Genomic DNA, 13,977 nt, shown 5'->3' with positions numbered 1-13,977 from the left:
GCCCGCAGGCCCTTCGCTGCGGGCTTTGCGGCACGCCTGCGAAGGGCCGCTGGTGCAAATCACACAGTGCGGGCGGCGCATTGCCTGAAAAGCAGCAACCTGGCCGGGTGAACAGCGGCATGCAGGGCGCTCTCGGTTTTCTGCGAGCTGGCAAGAAGCGCTTCGCGAGCAAGACTAGGCGCCCCCTCGGTCCTACGAAAAGCGGGCGCTGTGGCGAACCGGAGCGCGCGACCAGGGCGACTGGCACAGGGTTTGCGACTAGTCTGCATCTTCTACGTGGAGCGGCAGCGCATGACCCAGGACTATCTCGGCAACCCCATCGACAGCGAGCGCGCGGATACCCGCCAGGCCATCGATGACTTCACCGGCGGCGTGCTGGCCTACCAGACCCGCGCGGAAAACATCCTCGCCGGCGCCGAGGCCGACCCGGCCTCGGTACTGGCCAACGCCTTCGCCGGTCTGCTGATGATGTTCGCCGAATCGCCGCAGGCACCCAGCCTCGCCGCGCGCTACCTGCAGCGGGCCTGGGCGGCCGGCCCCGGCATTCCCCGCGCCGAGCGCTATACCGCGCTGCTCGCAGCCTGGAGCGCGGACGACCTGCCCGAGGCGCTGCGCCTGAGCGAGCTGTTGCTCGACGAGCACCCGCGCGACCTGCTGGCGGCCAAGCTCAACCAGTACTTCGAGTTCAACCGCGGCAACGCGCCGGCCATGCTGCGCATCGCCCTGAAAGCCGTGAAAGGGGCCGAGGATGTACCCCAGGCCTACGGCATGCTGGCCTTCGCCTACGAACAGTGCCACCTGCTGGAGGAAGCCGAAGCCACCGCGCGCTACGCCCTGCAACTGCTGCCGAGCGAACCCTGGGCGCAACACGCCCTCGCCCACGTGCTGCTGACCCGCGGCCGCATCGAGGAAGGCACGCAGTTCCTCGAGGAGGCCAGCGCCGGCTGGCAGGGGCTCAACTCCTTCATGTACACCCACAACTGGTGGCACCTGGCGCTGTTCCACCTGGCGCGCGGCCACCAGCAGCGCGTGCTGGAGATCTACGACCGGCACGTCTGGGGCATCTTCCCCGAGTACTCCCAGGACCAGATCGGCGCGGTCTCGCTGCTGGCCCGCCTGGAGTTCGCCGGCATCGACGTCGGCCCGCGCTGGGAGGCCCTGCTGCCCTACCTGCGCGAACGCCGGGCGGATGTCGTGCAGCCCTTCCTCAGCCTGCAGTACCTCTACGGCCTGGCCCGCGCCGGGCAGGACGAAGCCGGCGAACTGCTCGATGCGCTCAGGCACCAGGCGCGGCAGGCGCCGGAGTTCAGCCGCGCCGCCTGGGCCGAGGTCACCCTGCCCGCCGCCGAAGGCCTGTACGCCCATGCCCGTGGCGACTATGCGCTGGCCGCACGACGCCTGGGCCAGGCCTTGCCGCGCCTGGGCGAGATCGGCGGTAGCCATGCCCAGCGCGACCTCTTCGCGCTCATCGAGCTGGACGCGCAACTGCGCGCCGGGCACTGGCTGGCGGCGCAACAGACGCTGGAACTGCGCCGCCGCTACGACGCCCAGGACGTGCCGGGCAACCGCTATCTGCAACGGGTCTACGACGCCCTCGGCCTCCCCCAGGAAGCCGCCCGCGCCGCCCGCCGGGTAAAGCGTGCGCTGGCGGAGAATCCGTATCTGAGCGCTCGCTGAAATCCGCTGTGGGGCCACAGTTTCCCCCGGATAGGCCTGTGTTTGCGCGTTCCCCTCACCCCAGCCCTCTCCCCGTGGGAGAGGGAGCAGATCGTGCCGGCGGGTGCTGCGGTTTCATCCTGCACCGCACCGTCCCCTCTCCCGCGCGCGGGAGAGAGTCAGGGTGAGGGGCTGTTGATCGTGTAGGAGCGAGCTTGCTCGCGAAGCGCCCTGCAGCAGGAGAGCGCCGACATTTCCGGGTAGGAGCGGACCTTGTCCGCGAAGTCTCACCCTTCACGCCAGCATTCAAGGATGCACGCCCCAAACGGAACGGGCGCCATGCCCGGTGCATGCCGAAACGTAACAGTGCCGCCGCGACGGATTTCGCGGACAAGGTCCGCTCCTACACTCTGCCCCTGCAGCGCCGGCGTTGACCTGCAGGAGCGAGCTTGCTCGCGAACCGCCCTGCAGCAGGAAAGCGCCGACATTTGCGGGTAGGAGCGGACCTTATCCGCGAAGTATCCCCCTTCACGCCAGCATTCAAGGATGAACGCCCCAAACGGAACGGGCGCCATGCCCGGTGCATGCCGAAACGTGACAGTGCCGCCGCGACGGATTTCGCGGACAAGGTCCGCTCCTACGCTCTGCCCCTGCAGCGCCGGCGTTGACCTGCAGGAGCGAGCTTACTCGCGAACCGCTTGGCACCGCGACCGGCCTGTTCGCGCGCAAGGACTCGGCGTCCCCCTCGGTCCTACAGGGTGCGGGCCAGGTACACACCCCGCGCAATCGCCCGCGCCACGCAGTCGGCGGCGGCCGAGCCGATGCGCGACAGCTCCACCTGGCGGCGCTGGCCGTCCACCAGTTCGACCGCGCCGGAAGCCATGGCGAACAGGCTGTCGCCATCGAACGGTAGGTGCGCCGGGCGCACCGCGCGGGCGATGCCGTCCTGGGCCATGATCGCCAGGCGCTTGCACTCGGCCGTGGTCAGCCGCGCGTTGCACGCCACCACCGCCAGCGTGGTGTTGGCGCCGGCCTGCAGGCGGCCCATGGAGTCCAGCCGCGACAGCTCCGGCATCGGCTCGCTGCAATCCATGCGCTGGGTCGGCACGCGTCCGCCGAATTCGCCGCCCTGCTCCCAGGGCCAGGCCCAGAAGGTTTCGCCGTCGGGCATGTAGACGCTGCCGATGGGATTGGCCACCACCAGCGCGCCCACCACCAGGCCGTCGCCCAAATCCAGCGAGGCCGAACCCAGCCCGCCCGGCAGCACGCCGGCCATGGCGCCGCGCCCGGCGCCCACCGCGCCGAGGGCGAACTCCACATCCAGGTTGGCCAGCGCCTCGCGGCCCAGCTCGCGGTACGGCGGGTCGATGCCCCAGCCCTTGTCGCCGCCATTGGCGAGGTCGTGCAGCACCGCTGCCGGCACGATGGGAATGGCCGGCGCGCCGGCCTTCAGGTGCAGGCCGACATCGCGCGCAGAGAGCTCCGCGCTCACCCCATCCGCCGCGCCGAGGCCGAACACCGAGCCGCCGGAAAACACCAGCGCATGCAGCTGCCCCACCATGTTCTGCGGCTCCAGCGCGGCGGAATCGCGCCCGCCCGGGCCGCCGCCGCGAATGTCGACGCTGGCGGTCCACACGCCGTCCGGGCGCAACACGGTGACCCCGGTGCGCACGCGCTCATCGGTGGCGTGGCCGACCAGCAGGCCGGGGATATCGGTGATCAGGTTGCGCGGGCCAGGTCTTGGCATGCGTCTCTCCAGGCAGCAAGGGAAAGCAGCCTCCGAGCAAGGCCTGTGCCAGTGCGCAGCCGGGCGGCCGAGCCCGCCCGCACGCCGGTTGCTGCAAATGCAGCATTGCCCCCTCGCGCACCGCCCCCTCGCCACCGGCTGGGAGAAAAGCAACAGCCTGGAACCGCGCTGCTGCAAACCCAGCAGGGAATTTCCGCCACCCTGTGCAAGCCCATGAAACACAAGGCCTTTCCGGGCTGGCACAGCGCTTGCCTTGTCAGCGCCATGAGCTTGAGCCTGCCTTCCGACTGAACGCGACCAGTCCCTCCCAGCAACAAGCCGTTCGCCAACGCGGCCCCGATGCCGTCGACACGATAACCCGCAGCGGCCACCCACACGGGCGCCAGCCGGGAGCAAACCTTGGAGCGTAACCATGAACCGAGTCACCCGTGCCCGGAGCGCATCGACCGCCCGCACGCTGTTCACCCACAGCCTTCTGTTCCTCGCCATCGGCCAGGCCCTGCCGGCGCTCGCCGCTGACGCTGACGTCGATAGCAGCAAGACCACCGCCGACAACCGTCTGAGCACCGTGGTGGTGGTCGGCAACCGCGGCCAGGCGCGCACCCTGGCCGACAGCCCGGCGCCGGTGGACGTCATCTCCAGCAAGCAGCTGGAGGCCACCGGCCAGGGCGACCTGACCCGCGCCCTGAGCCGCGTGCTGCCCTCGCTGAACCTGCCGGCCTCCTCCGGCTTCGGCTCCACCTCGGTGGTGCGCCCGATCAGCCTGCGCGGCCTCAACGGCGACCAGGTGCTGGTGCTGGTCAACGGCAAGCGCCGGCACAACAGCGCCCTGCTCAACAACGGCACCTACCTGAACTCCGGCTCGCAGCCGGTGGACCTGGACATGATCCCCACCGCCCTGGTGGACCACGTCGAAGTGCTGCGTGACGGCGCCTCCGCCCAGTACGGCTCCGACGCCATCGGCGGGGTGATCAACGTGGTGCTCAAGCAGACCGACCACGGCGGCCGGCTGGCCACCACCTATGGGCAGAACTACGAGAACGGCGACGGCGAGACCGCTCGCCAGAGCGGCAACATCGGCTTCGAACTGGGCAACGAGGGCTTCGTCAATTTCGCCCTGGACTACAAGCACCAGAACGTCTCCGACCGCTCCGACAACGCGCCCTACACCGACTCCGCCGGCCACACCAGCCTGGAGCACACCTACTACGGCACCGGCCTGCCGAAGGTGGAGAACTTCAGCCTCGGCTACAACGCCGAGCTGCCGGTGAACGACGCGCTGACCCTGTACTCCTTCTCCACCTACACCAACCGCGAATCGTCCAAGCCGCTGGCGTTCCACCAGCCGGCCAGCTTCAACGGCATCCCCACGCCGTACCCCGAAGGCATCGAGGACAACCTGCGGTTCATCGAGAACGACTTCCAGTTCGCCTTCGGCGGCAAGGGCGAGGCAGCCGGCTGGGACTACGACCTGTCCACCACCTACGGCCAGGACCATGCCCGCGCCACGCTGACCGACACCTACAACCTCAGCTACGGTCCGGACTCGCCGACCAACGTCGACACCGGCGTGAAGACCTTCAGCCAGTGGACCAGCAACCTGGACCTGACCCGCGCCTTCGACCTCGGCCTGGCCAAGCCCACGCAGATTTCCTGGGGCCTGGAGCACCGCTACGAGAACTACAAGATCGGCAAGGGCGAGTACGCCTCCTACGGCTACGGCGACTACCAGTACGGCGCCAACGGTGCGCTGATCGCCCCCGGCACCATCTCCGGCGCCGGCACCACCCCGGCGGACGCCGCCTCCAAGGGCCGCACCAGCTACGCCGGCTACGGCGAGATCGGCCAGGACTTCACCGACAAGTGGCACGTCGACCTCGCCGGGCGCTACGAGCACTACAACGACGGCTCGGGCGTGACCACCAACGGCAAGCTCTCCACCCGCTACCAGCTGACCCCGATCCTGGCCGTGCGCGGCACCGCCAGCACCGGGTTCCGTGCGCCCTCGCTGGCCCAGCAGATCTACAGCTCGACCTCGCAGAGCAGCGTCAACGGCAACCTGATCGACTACCGCAACGTGGCGGTGGATTCGGACGTGGCCAAGGCCCTGGGCGCCTCCACCCTCAAGCCGGAGAAATCCACCAACTACAGCATCGGCCTGACCCTGCAGCCGACCCCGGCCAGCAGCCTGACCATCGACGCCTACCAGATCAAGATCCGCGACCGCATCGCCCAGACCGGCTACCTGGGCGGCACGCCGGCCATCCAGGACATCCTCGCCGACGCCGGGCTCAACCCCAACCAGTACGTCACCTACTTCACCAACGCGCTGGACACCACCACCCGCGGCGTCGACATCGTCGGCGACTTCCGCCAGGAGCTGGGCGCCTACGGCAGCATCCGCTACAACGCCGGCTTCAACTGGAACACGACCGAGATCGACAAGATCCACGCCTCCTCCGTGGCCCAGTCCGCCCTCGGCCCGGACGGCGGCTACGACCGCCAGCGCCAGGGCAACCTCAAGCACGGCCAGCCGGAATCGCGCCTGCTGCTGGGCGCCGACTGGAGCATCGGCCAGTTCGACGTGAGCCTGAACCTGACCCGCTACGGCGAGTACACCCAGTACGGCACGGCCGAGGTCTACGACCGCACCTTCGACCCGCAGTGGATCACCGACCTCAACGTCGACTACCACCTGACCCGCAGCCTGACGCTCACCGCCGGGGCGAACAACCTGTTCAACGTCTACCCCGACCGCACCCACCTGCCCAGCACCTCCGGCGCCTTCCCGTACGGCAACTTCTCGCCCTACGGCACCACCGGCGGCTACTGGTACACGGGCCTGGCCTACAACTTCTGACCCGGCGCAAGCCAGCGGGCGCCCCGGCGGCGCCCGCCCGAACGGGAGACACGACATGACCCGCCGTACCGACCAGCTCAAGCTCGGCGCCTTCCTCGCCAACAGCGGCCACCACGTCGCCGCCTGGCGCCACCCCAAGGCCCAGGCCGACGCCAGCCTGGACTTCGACTACTTCAGGCAGGTCGCGCAAACCGCCGAGCGCGGCCGTTTCGATGCGCTGTTCGTCGCCGACGTGGTCGCCCTCTGGGGCCACCACCTCGATGCCCTGAGCCGCACCGCGCGCGGCGAGCACTTCGAGCCGCTGACCCTGATGGCCGCGCTTGCCGCCGTCACCAGCCGCATCGGCCTGATCGCCACCGCCACCACCAGCTACAACGAGCCGTACCACATCGCCCGCAAGTTCGCCTCGCTGGACTACCTGTCCAAGGGTCGCGCTGCGTGGAACCTGGTGACCTCGGTGGTCTCCGACGAAGCCTGGAACTTCGGCCGCGAGGCACACATCGACCACGCCGAACGCTACCGCCGCGCCGAGGAATTCCACGACGTGGTCAAGGGCCTGTGGGACAGCTGGGAAGACGACGCCTTCCTGCGCGACAAGGCCAGCGGGCAGTACTTCGACCCGGCCAAGCTCCACGTGCTCGACCACAAGGGCGAGTACTTCTCGGTGCGCGGCCCGCTCAACGTGGCGCGCCCACCCCAGGGCCACCCGGTATTGGTGCAGGCCGGCGCCTCGGATGCCGGCAAGGCGTTGGCTGCGCGCGTGGCGGAAGTCATCTTCGCCATGGCCGAGACCATCCCCGCCGCCCAGGCCTTCTACACCGACGTGAAGCAACGCGCCGCCGCGCTCGGCCGCGATCCGGACGGCATCAAGATTCTCCCCGGCGTCACGCCCTTCATCGGCCGCACCCGCGAAGAAGCCCGCGAGCTGTTCGAGGAATTCCAGAGCCTGGTGGACCCGGTGCTCGGCCTGCGCCTGCTGGCCGATACCCTCGGCGAGGACATCGACCTCTCCGCCCACGACCTCGACGGCCCGCTGCCGGACACCCCGGTCGGCCAGCGCGGCAGCCGCCGCGACAAGGTGCTGGAACTGGCGCGCAACGAGGGCCTGACGATCCGCCAGCTGTACCTGCGCCTGGCCGGCGGCAACCCGGTGATCGGCACCGCCGAGGACATCGCCGACACCTTCGACGCCTGGTTCCAGGCCCGCGCCTGCGACGGCTTCAACGTGTTCTTCCCGTACCTGCCCGGCGGCATCGAGGTGTTCGTCGACGAGGTGGTGCCGCTGCTGCAGGAACGCGGCCTGCTGCGCCGCGAATACGAGGGCGCGACCCTGCGCGAGAACCTCGGCCTGGCGCGCCCGGCCAACCGCTTCGCCGGGAGTGCGGCATGAGGTTCGCGCCGCTGCTGCTGGCCGCCGGCTGCACCCTGGCGCCGCCGGCGTTCGCGCTGAACATCCTGCTCAGCAACGACGACGGCTACCGTCACCCGAACATCCGTGCGCTGTACACCGCGCTGAAGGCCGACGGGCACACTGTGCGCATCGCCGCGCCCTACAGCGACCAGAGTGCGCGCGGCGGCGCGTTCTTCTTCGGCCGCGAGACGCAAATCGGGCGCGACGACGACCCGGCCTATCCGGACAGCTACTACCTCACCACCACCGAAAAGGGCCAGTGCGAAAGCGCCAGCTGTGCCGGCCAGCAGGTGGACATCCGCATCAGCGGCACGCCGGTCATGGCGCTGCTGCTGGGGTTGGAGAAGGTCCTGCCGCACCCCGACCTGGTCATCGTCGGGCCCAACCCCGGCAACAACCTCGGCGCCCTCAACAGCGCCTCGGGCACCTTCAACGCCGCCAGCGTCGCGGTGCTCGCCGGCGTCCCCGCGCTGGCGGTCAGCGCCGACCTGAAGGAACAGGACAGCCCGCGCATCGCCGCCATCGTCACCCGCCTGGTGGACGCGCTGGCCCAGCACCGACAAGCCGACGGCGCGCTGCTGCCCAAAGGCGTCGGCCTGAACCTCAACCTGCCGCCGCTGGAAAAGCTCCAGGGCGCGCGCCTGACCCGCATCGGCAGCTACGTGCCCTTCCACGCCATCTACACCGACGACCTCGGCAAGCTCGACGCGAAGCTGGCCGGCAAGCCGGGCATCGGCTTCGCCTGGTCGCCACCGGCGGACGCGAGCAACGCCGAGGACGAAGCGGTGTGGGTCGCCAAGGGCTACCTCACCCTCAGCCCGTTCAACGCCCTGCCCGGCGCGCCGGCCGCGAGCGACGGCCTCGGCGCCGCGCTGACGCCACTGCTCGGGCAGATCGACCAGGAGCGCCAACCATGAGCCACCCCACCCGGCATCGCACCTTCCGCCTGGGCTTTCTCAACCGCGTGTATGCCCCGCAGTTCGAGCCGCGCCTGTACCAGCAGACCCTGGAGCTGTTCGAGGCCGCCGAGGCACTGGGTTTCGACAGCGGCTGGCTGGCCCAGCACCATTTCGCCAGCGAGAACGGCCGCCTGCCCTCGCCGCTGGTGCTGCTCAGCGCTGCCGCCGAGCGCACCCGGCACATCCAGCTGGGCACCGGCATCGTCGTGCTCAACCAGGAAAACGCCCTGCGCCTGGCCGAGGACGCCTCGGTGCTCGACCTGCTCAGCCAGGGCCGCCTGCAACTGGGCCTGGGCGCCGGCTTCGACCCGGACAGCTTCGCCGCCTTCGGCCAGAGCCTGGAAGGCCGCCATGCCCAGTACGACCAGCGCCTGGAGCGCCTGCGCCAGGCCCTGGCCGGCGAGCCGCTGAACGCCGACGGCCGCGTGTTGCGCCCGGCCGCCAACGGGCTGGACCGCCGCCTGTGGGAGGCCACCTCGCGCGTCGAGCAGGTCGCCGCGCGCGGCAACGGGTTGATCCTCGCGCCCAACCCCACCGCCGGCGCCGAACCGCGTTCGCACGTGATCGAGCGCTATCGCCAGGCCTGGAATCCCGACCATTCCGGCACACCCCGCGTCGCCCTGGTGCGTGCCGTGTTCCCCGGCGCCGATGCCGCGGCGCAGGGTTCGACCCTGCGCCAGGACATCCTCACCTACGTCGAACGCCAACGGCGCATCGGCATTGGCCACGCCGACCCGGCGCAGGGCTTCGAGACGGTGCTCGACGCCCTCGGCGTGCTCCATGGCGACCCGGCGAAGATCGCCGAACAGCTGCGCGCGGATGCGCCGCTGGGCGCCGATGACCAGTTGGTCGTCCAGGTGCAGACGACCTCCACCGGATTTGCCGAAGCCCTGCGTCATCTGGAAATCGTCGCCCGCGACATCGCCCCCGCGTTAGGCTGGCAACCACGCCCGCAGCGCACCCCAGCAAAGGAGGTCCCGGCATGAGCGCCCTGAAACCGCGACAGCCGTTCAAGCTCGGCTTTCTCACCCACGCCTTCGGCAGCGACCCCCGCCAGGTCTACCGCGACCTGCAGGAACAGTTCGAATTCGCCGAGGCGCTGGGCTTCGACGGCGGCTGGATCGCCCAGCACCACTTGAGCGGCGGCTTTGGCCAGTTGCCCTCGCCGCTGCTGCTGTTCGCCAGCATCGCCGCGCGCACCCGGCGCATCGAACTGGGCACGGCGGTGATCACCCTGCCACTGGAGGATGCCTTGCGCCTGGCCGAAGACGCCGCCGTGCTCGACGCGCTGTCCGCCGGTCGTCTGCAGCTGGGCCTGGGCAGCGGCGGCGCCAACCTGGACATGTTCAACGCCTTCGGCCGCAATGCGCAGCGCCGCCAGGACGATTTCCAGCAGGCCCAGCGCGCCCTGCAGGCCGCCCTGCTCGGCGCGCCGCTGCCCGGTGAGGCGCAGCTGCGCCTGCATCCGCCGGCCGCCGCGCTGCGCGAGCGACTCTGGCATTCCCACGGCAGCGCCGCTGGCGCGGTGTACGCCGCCGAACAAGGCAACGGCCTGCTGCTGGGCACGGCCACCCACGATCCGCTCACCGTGCAGAAGCCCCTGGCCGATGCCTACCTCGGCGCCTGGCAGGACGACACGCGGCGCCCGCGCATCGGCGTGGTGCGCGCGGTGTTCCCCGCGCAGGACAAGGCCCAGTCCCGCGCGGAACTGGCGCCGGACATCGAACTGCACGTGCCACGGCTGATCCGCGAGGGGCTGATCGACGAAGCCGCCGACCTGGAAAGCCACCTGCGCCTGCTCAACGTCCACCACGGCCACCCCGACGAGGTGATCGCCAGCGTGCGCAACGACCCGTCGCTGCTGCCCTACGCGGACTACTTCATCGCCGTGGTGCAGTCGGAAAGCTCCACCCAGGCCCAGGTGCTGCGGCGCCTGGAGCAACTGGCGCGGGACATCGCCCCGGCGCTGGGCTGGACGCCCGCCGGCCAGGCGCTCGCGGTGGCCGGATGAGCCTGCGCTTCGCCTGGAAACTCTGCGCCAGCAGCACCCGCCGCGGGCTGGACTGGCAGGCGCAGCCGGCGGAATGGGTGCAACTGGCCCAGGCCGTGGAGTACGCCGGTTTCGATGACCTCTACCTGCCCGGCGGGCCGAACCAGCCGGACAGCCTGATGGTCGCCGCAGCGCTCTGCGCGCACACCCGCCGGCTCGGGCTGACCCTCAGCCTGCCGGCGGAGGCCATGCTCCCCGCGGCGCTGGCGGCGACGCTGCAGAGCCTGCAATCGCTGTCCGCCGGACGGGTGCGCCTGCACCTGCCTGACAGCGATCGCGGCAGCCTGCGTCGGGCCTTCGGCGAGGTGCTCAACCGCGACCAGCGCCACGAACGCATCGACGAGTTCCTCGACATCCTGCAGCGCCTGCTGCACGCCCCGGCCACGCCGCTGGACCACAACGGTCGCTACTTCCACCTGGAGAACGCCGGCCTGGGCCTGCGCGACCTGCCGCCCACGCCCCTGCTGCTGGACGAGAGCCTGGGCGCCGAACGCATCGCCAGCCGCGCGGACCTGTGCGTCGTGCCGGCCACCGGTGTCGCGCAACTGGGCGCTACCATCGCCCGCCTGAACCAGGCTGCGCGCGGCGCCGGCCGTGTCCTTGGCCATGTCGCCAGCTTCGGCATCATCGCCCGTGACAGCGAAGAGCAGGCCTGGGATGAAGCCGCCCGCCAGGCGCAACCCTTCGCCGCCCCCGGCAAGGGCAAGCGCCGCAGCGATGCCGCCGTGGTCGAATTGCTGGCCGAGCGCGCCGAGCACCCCGCCCGACGCCATGAGATCCACCCCAACCTGTGGCTGCCCGCCGCCGACGAATCGCCCGTGCTGGTGGGCAGCTACGCCCAGGTCGCCAGCCGCCTGCGCGAGTTGCACGGTGCCGGCCTCGACCAGATCATCCTGCATGCACCCAACGCGGTGCGCGAGGTCCTGCGCTTCGGCGAACGGGTCCTGCCGCTGCTGCGCACCGAAGCTGAAAAGGACACCCGGATTGGCCGCTGAACCCAAACGCAAGCCCATCGAGATCGACTGGTTCCTGCCCACCAACGGTGACGGCCACCACCTCACCAGCAGCGGCCTGCCCAAGGTCGGGCTGTTCCAGCAGGGCGAACGCGCTCCGACCCTCGACTACCTGCGCCAGGTGGTGCGCGCCGCCGAGCAGGCGGCCTTCGACGGCATCATGGTGCCCACCGCCAGCGGCTTCGAAGACCCCTGGCTGATCGTCGCGCTGATGGTCCAGGAAGTGCGACGGCTGAAGTTCCTGTTGACCCTGCGCCCCGGCGTCGAGCTGCCCGCCTACACGGCGCACAAGGCCGCCACCCTCCAGCAGCTCAGCGACAACCGTCTGTTGCTGCACCTGGTCAGCGGCTCCAGCCGTTTCGAGCAGCGCGCCCTGGGCGACTTCCTCGAACACGACGAGCGCTACGCCCGCAGCGCCGAATTCCTCGACGTGTTCCGCGCCACCTGGGGCGGACGCGAGCACCATGGACGGTACTACCGCACCGGCAGCCCGGTGCCGATTCCCCGGGAAGCGGCGTTGCCGCCGATCTGCTTCGGCGGCGCCTCGGACGTCGCCGAGCGCATCGCCGCCAGCCACGCGCAGACCTACCTGATGTGGGGCGAGCCGCCGGCGATGATCCGCGCGCGCATCCTGCGCATGCGCGAACTGGCTGCCACTCACGGCCGTGAACTGCGCTTCGGCCTGCGCCTGCATGTGTTCGCCGCCGCCGATTCACGGCAGGCCTGGGCCCACGTCGGGCGCCTGCTCGACGAGATTCCCCGCGACGCCATCGAGCGGGCCCAGCAACAGCTGGCGGCCTACGAATCGGTGGGGCAATCGCGGCAGATCAGCCTCACCCAGGGCCGCGCGCACGGCGTGCGCGACCTGGAGGTTTCACCGAACCTCTGGGCGGGTGTCGGCCTGGTGCGCGGCGGCGCGGGCACGGCGCTGGTGGGCAGCTACGCGGAGGTCGCCGAGCGCATCGAGGAGTATCGCCAGCTGGGCGTGGAGACCTTCATCCTCTCCGGCTATCCGCACCTGGAAGAGGCGATCCACCTGGGCGAAGAGTTGCTGCCACTGCTGCGCCGCGACGCTGCCACCGCCACTGCCCGGCAGCGCCGCCGCGACTGATCAGGCCTTGGCGCGGCCCTTGAGCAGGCCGTGGTTGACCAGCAGCGTGCGCATGGCGTTGCGGCTGATGCCCAGCAGCGCGGCGGTGCGCAGCTGGTTGAAGCCGCAATGGGCGAAGGACTCGCGGACGATGAGGTCCTCGAGGTCGTGCAGCAGGGTGTCCCCCGGCACGTCGAACAGACGCTGCAACTGGTCGCGGATGATCTCCTGCGGCAACCCGGTCGGCGCGCCCGAGCCCATCCGCTGCCCCGACAGCGCGGCGGAAAACTTCAGGTGCTCGGGGCGCACCACCTTCTCTCCCGCCACCAGCAGGGCCAGGTGCACGACGTTCTCCAGCTCGCGGATGTTGCCCGGCCAGGCGTAGTCCAGCAGCGCGCTGACGGCAGCCTCGGAAAACATCGGCTCGGCGATCTTCAGGCGCTGGGCATAGAGCCGGCGGAAGTGCTCCACCAGCGGCATGATGTCCAGCGGGCGCTCGCGCAACGGCAGCACACGGGCCTGGGCGACGTTGATGCGGTAGAACAGGTCGAGGCGGAAATTACCGGCGTCGACCGCCTGCTCCAGGTCGACGTTGGTGGCGGTGACCAGGCGGATGTCCACCTTGATCGGCTTGCGCGAACCGACGCGGACGATCTCCTGCTCCTGCAAGGCGCGCAGCAGCTTGACCTGCAGCGGCATCGGCAGGTCGCCGATCTCGTCGAGGAACAGGGTGCCGCCATCGGCTTCCTCGAACCAGCCGGCGCGGCGCCCGGTGGCGCCGGAGAAGGCCCCGGCCTCGTGGCCGAACAGCTCGCTCTCGGCGAGGTTCTCGTTGATCGCGCCGCAGTTCACCGCGACGAACGCGCCCTTGCGCCCGCTGGCGCTGTGGATGTAGCGCGCCACCAACTCCTTGCCCGTGCCGGTTTCGCCATTGATCAGCACCGGCACCTCGCTGGGACCGACGCGATCAAGGAACTCCAGCAACTGGCGCGAGCGCGGATCGGCGAACACCAGCGCCTTGGCGCGAATGGACAGCGGCTGCTTCTCGCCCTGCGGCAAGGTCAGCACGGGCGTCGCGCCCCAGGGAGATTGGCTCATAGGTCCTGCTTGCCGGCTGGCTTAGATGTAGCCGTTACTGTATCGCCACCTTCTTATAACCATAAATATTTTAATCGCATGAGGTAATAACCC

Annotated in this window: 10 protein-coding genes; 8 read left to right on the top strand and 2 right to left on the bottom strand. The window is 70.0% G+C overall.

Features of this window, described 5'->3' with window-relative positions:
* The first annotated feature begins 291 nt into the window (after positions 1-291).
* A complete protein-coding gene (locus ACNFIA_RS08190; RefSeq protein WP_416783924.1) occupies positions 292-1,677 on the top strand; it encodes a tetratricopeptide repeat protein in 1,386 nt (461 codons plus the stop codon).
* Between the two features lie 730 nt (positions 1,678-2,407).
* On the opposite strand, the gene ACNFIA_RS08185 is transcribed toward ACNFIA_RS08190, so the two are convergent.
* Entirely contained in the window at positions 2,408-3,403 is a 996-nt protein-coding gene (locus tag ACNFIA_RS08185; RefSeq protein ID WP_416783923.1) for a P1 family peptidase, read from the bottom strand.
* A 412-nt stretch (positions 3,404-3,815) separates the two neighbouring features.
* Between ACNFIA_RS08185 and ACNFIA_RS08180 the strand changes: the two genes are divergently transcribed.
* Genes ACNFIA_RS08180 through ACNFIA_RS08150 form a run of 7 tightly spaced genes read left to right on the top strand, consistent with a single transcriptional unit; the run spans position 3,816 to position 12,807 of the window.
* On the top strand, positions 3,816-6,263 hold the full coding sequence (locus tag ACNFIA_RS08180) for a TonB-dependent receptor plug domain-containing protein (protein WP_416783921.1): 2,448 nt from the start codon (positions 3,816-3,818) through the stop codon (positions 6,261-6,263).
* 55 nt (positions 6,264-6,318) lie between these two features.
* The gene (locus tag ACNFIA_RS08175; protein ID WP_416783919.1) at positions 6,319-7,653 is read left to right on the top strand and encodes an LLM class flavin-dependent oxidoreductase; all 1,335 of its coding nucleotides are present in this window, start codon (positions 6,319-6,321) and stop codon (positions 7,651-7,653) included.
* On the top strand, positions 7,650-8,591 hold the full coding sequence (locus tag ACNFIA_RS08170; RefSeq protein ID WP_259755730.1) for a 5'/3'-nucleotidase SurE: 942 nt from the start codon (positions 7,650-7,652) through the stop codon (positions 8,589-8,591). The genes ACNFIA_RS08175 and ACNFIA_RS08170 overlap by 4 nt, the downstream gene beginning before the upstream one ends.
* Positions 8,588-9,619, top strand: coding sequence for an LLM class flavin-dependent oxidoreductase (locus ACNFIA_RS08165; protein WP_416783917.1), 1,032 nt, complete (start codon positions 8,588-8,590; stop codon positions 9,617-9,619). Before ACNFIA_RS08170 ends, ACNFIA_RS08165 begins: the two co-directional genes overlap by 4 nt.
* On the top strand, positions 9,616-10,644 hold the full coding sequence (locus tag ACNFIA_RS08160) for an LLM class flavin-dependent oxidoreductase (RefSeq protein WP_416783916.1): 1,029 nt from the start codon (positions 9,616-9,618) through the stop codon (positions 10,642-10,644). The genes ACNFIA_RS08165 and ACNFIA_RS08160 overlap by 4 nt, the downstream gene beginning before the upstream one ends.
* Positions 10,641-11,678 carry an LLM class flavin-dependent oxidoreductase gene (locus ACNFIA_RS08155; RefSeq protein ID WP_416783914.1) on the top strand — a complete coding sequence of 346 codons (1,038 nt, stop codon included), beginning with the start codon at positions 10,641-10,643 and terminating at the stop codon, positions 11,676-11,678. Before ACNFIA_RS08160 ends, ACNFIA_RS08155 begins: the two co-directional genes overlap by 4 nt.
* Complete coding sequence (locus ACNFIA_RS08150) at positions 11,668-12,807, top strand: LLM class flavin-dependent oxidoreductase (protein ID WP_416783913.1); 1,140 nt, start codon at positions 11,668-11,670, stop codon at positions 12,805-12,807. The genes ACNFIA_RS08155 and ACNFIA_RS08150 overlap by 11 nt, the downstream gene beginning before the upstream one ends.
* Here ACNFIA_RS08150 and ACNFIA_RS08145 read toward each other — a convergent pair whose 3' ends face one another.
* Entirely contained in the window at positions 12,808-13,884 is a 1,077-nt protein-coding gene (locus tag ACNFIA_RS08145) for a sigma-54 interaction domain-containing protein (protein WP_416783911.1), read from the bottom strand.
* Positions 13,885-13,977 lie beyond the last annotated feature (93 nt).

Origin of the sequence: Pseudomonas sp. NY15437 (genome assembly GCF_048068435.1) — a bacterium.
Taxonomy (GTDB): Bacteria; Pseudomonadota; Gammaproteobacteria; order Pseudomonadales; family Pseudomonadaceae; genus Pseudomonas; species Pseudomonas nitroreducens_B.
This window is presented reverse-complemented; position numbering and strand designations above follow the sequence as displayed.

Excerpts from the sequence above, each read along its gene's own strand:
- ACNFIA_RS08145 (WP_416783911.1), bottom strand. The coding sequence starts at position 13,884 with ATGAGCCAATCTCCCTGGGGCGCGACGCCCGTGCTGACCTTGCCGCAG.
- ACNFIA_RS08190 (WP_416783924.1), top strand. The coding sequence starts at position 292 with ATGACCCAGGACTATCTCGGCAACCCCATCGACAGCGAGCGCGCGGAT.
- ACNFIA_RS08185 (WP_416783923.1), bottom strand. The coding sequence starts at position 3,403 with ATGCCAAGACCTGGCCCGCGCAACCTGATCACCGATATCCCCGGCCTG.
- ACNFIA_RS08180 (WP_416783921.1), top strand. The coding sequence starts at position 3,816 with ATGAACCGAGTCACCCGTGCCCGGAGCGCATCGACCGCCCGCACGCTG.
- ACNFIA_RS08155 (WP_416783914.1), top strand. The coding sequence starts at position 10,641 with ATGAGCCTGCGCTTCGCCTGGAAACTCTGCGCCAGCAGCACCCGCCGC.
- ACNFIA_RS08160 (WP_416783916.1), top strand. The coding sequence starts at position 9,616 with ATGAGCGCCCTGAAACCGCGACAGCCGTTCAAGCTCGGCTTTCTCACC.
- ACNFIA_RS08165 (WP_416783917.1), top strand. The coding sequence starts at position 8,588 with ATGAGCCACCCCACCCGGCATCGCACCTTCCGCCTGGGCTTTCTCAAC.
- ACNFIA_RS08170 (WP_259755730.1), top strand. The coding sequence starts at position 7,650 with ATGAGGTTCGCGCCGCTGCTGCTGGCCGCCGGCTGCACCCTGGCGCCG.
- ACNFIA_RS08175 (WP_416783919.1), top strand. The coding sequence starts at position 6,319 with ATGACCCGCCGTACCGACCAGCTCAAGCTCGGCGCCTTCCTCGCCAAC.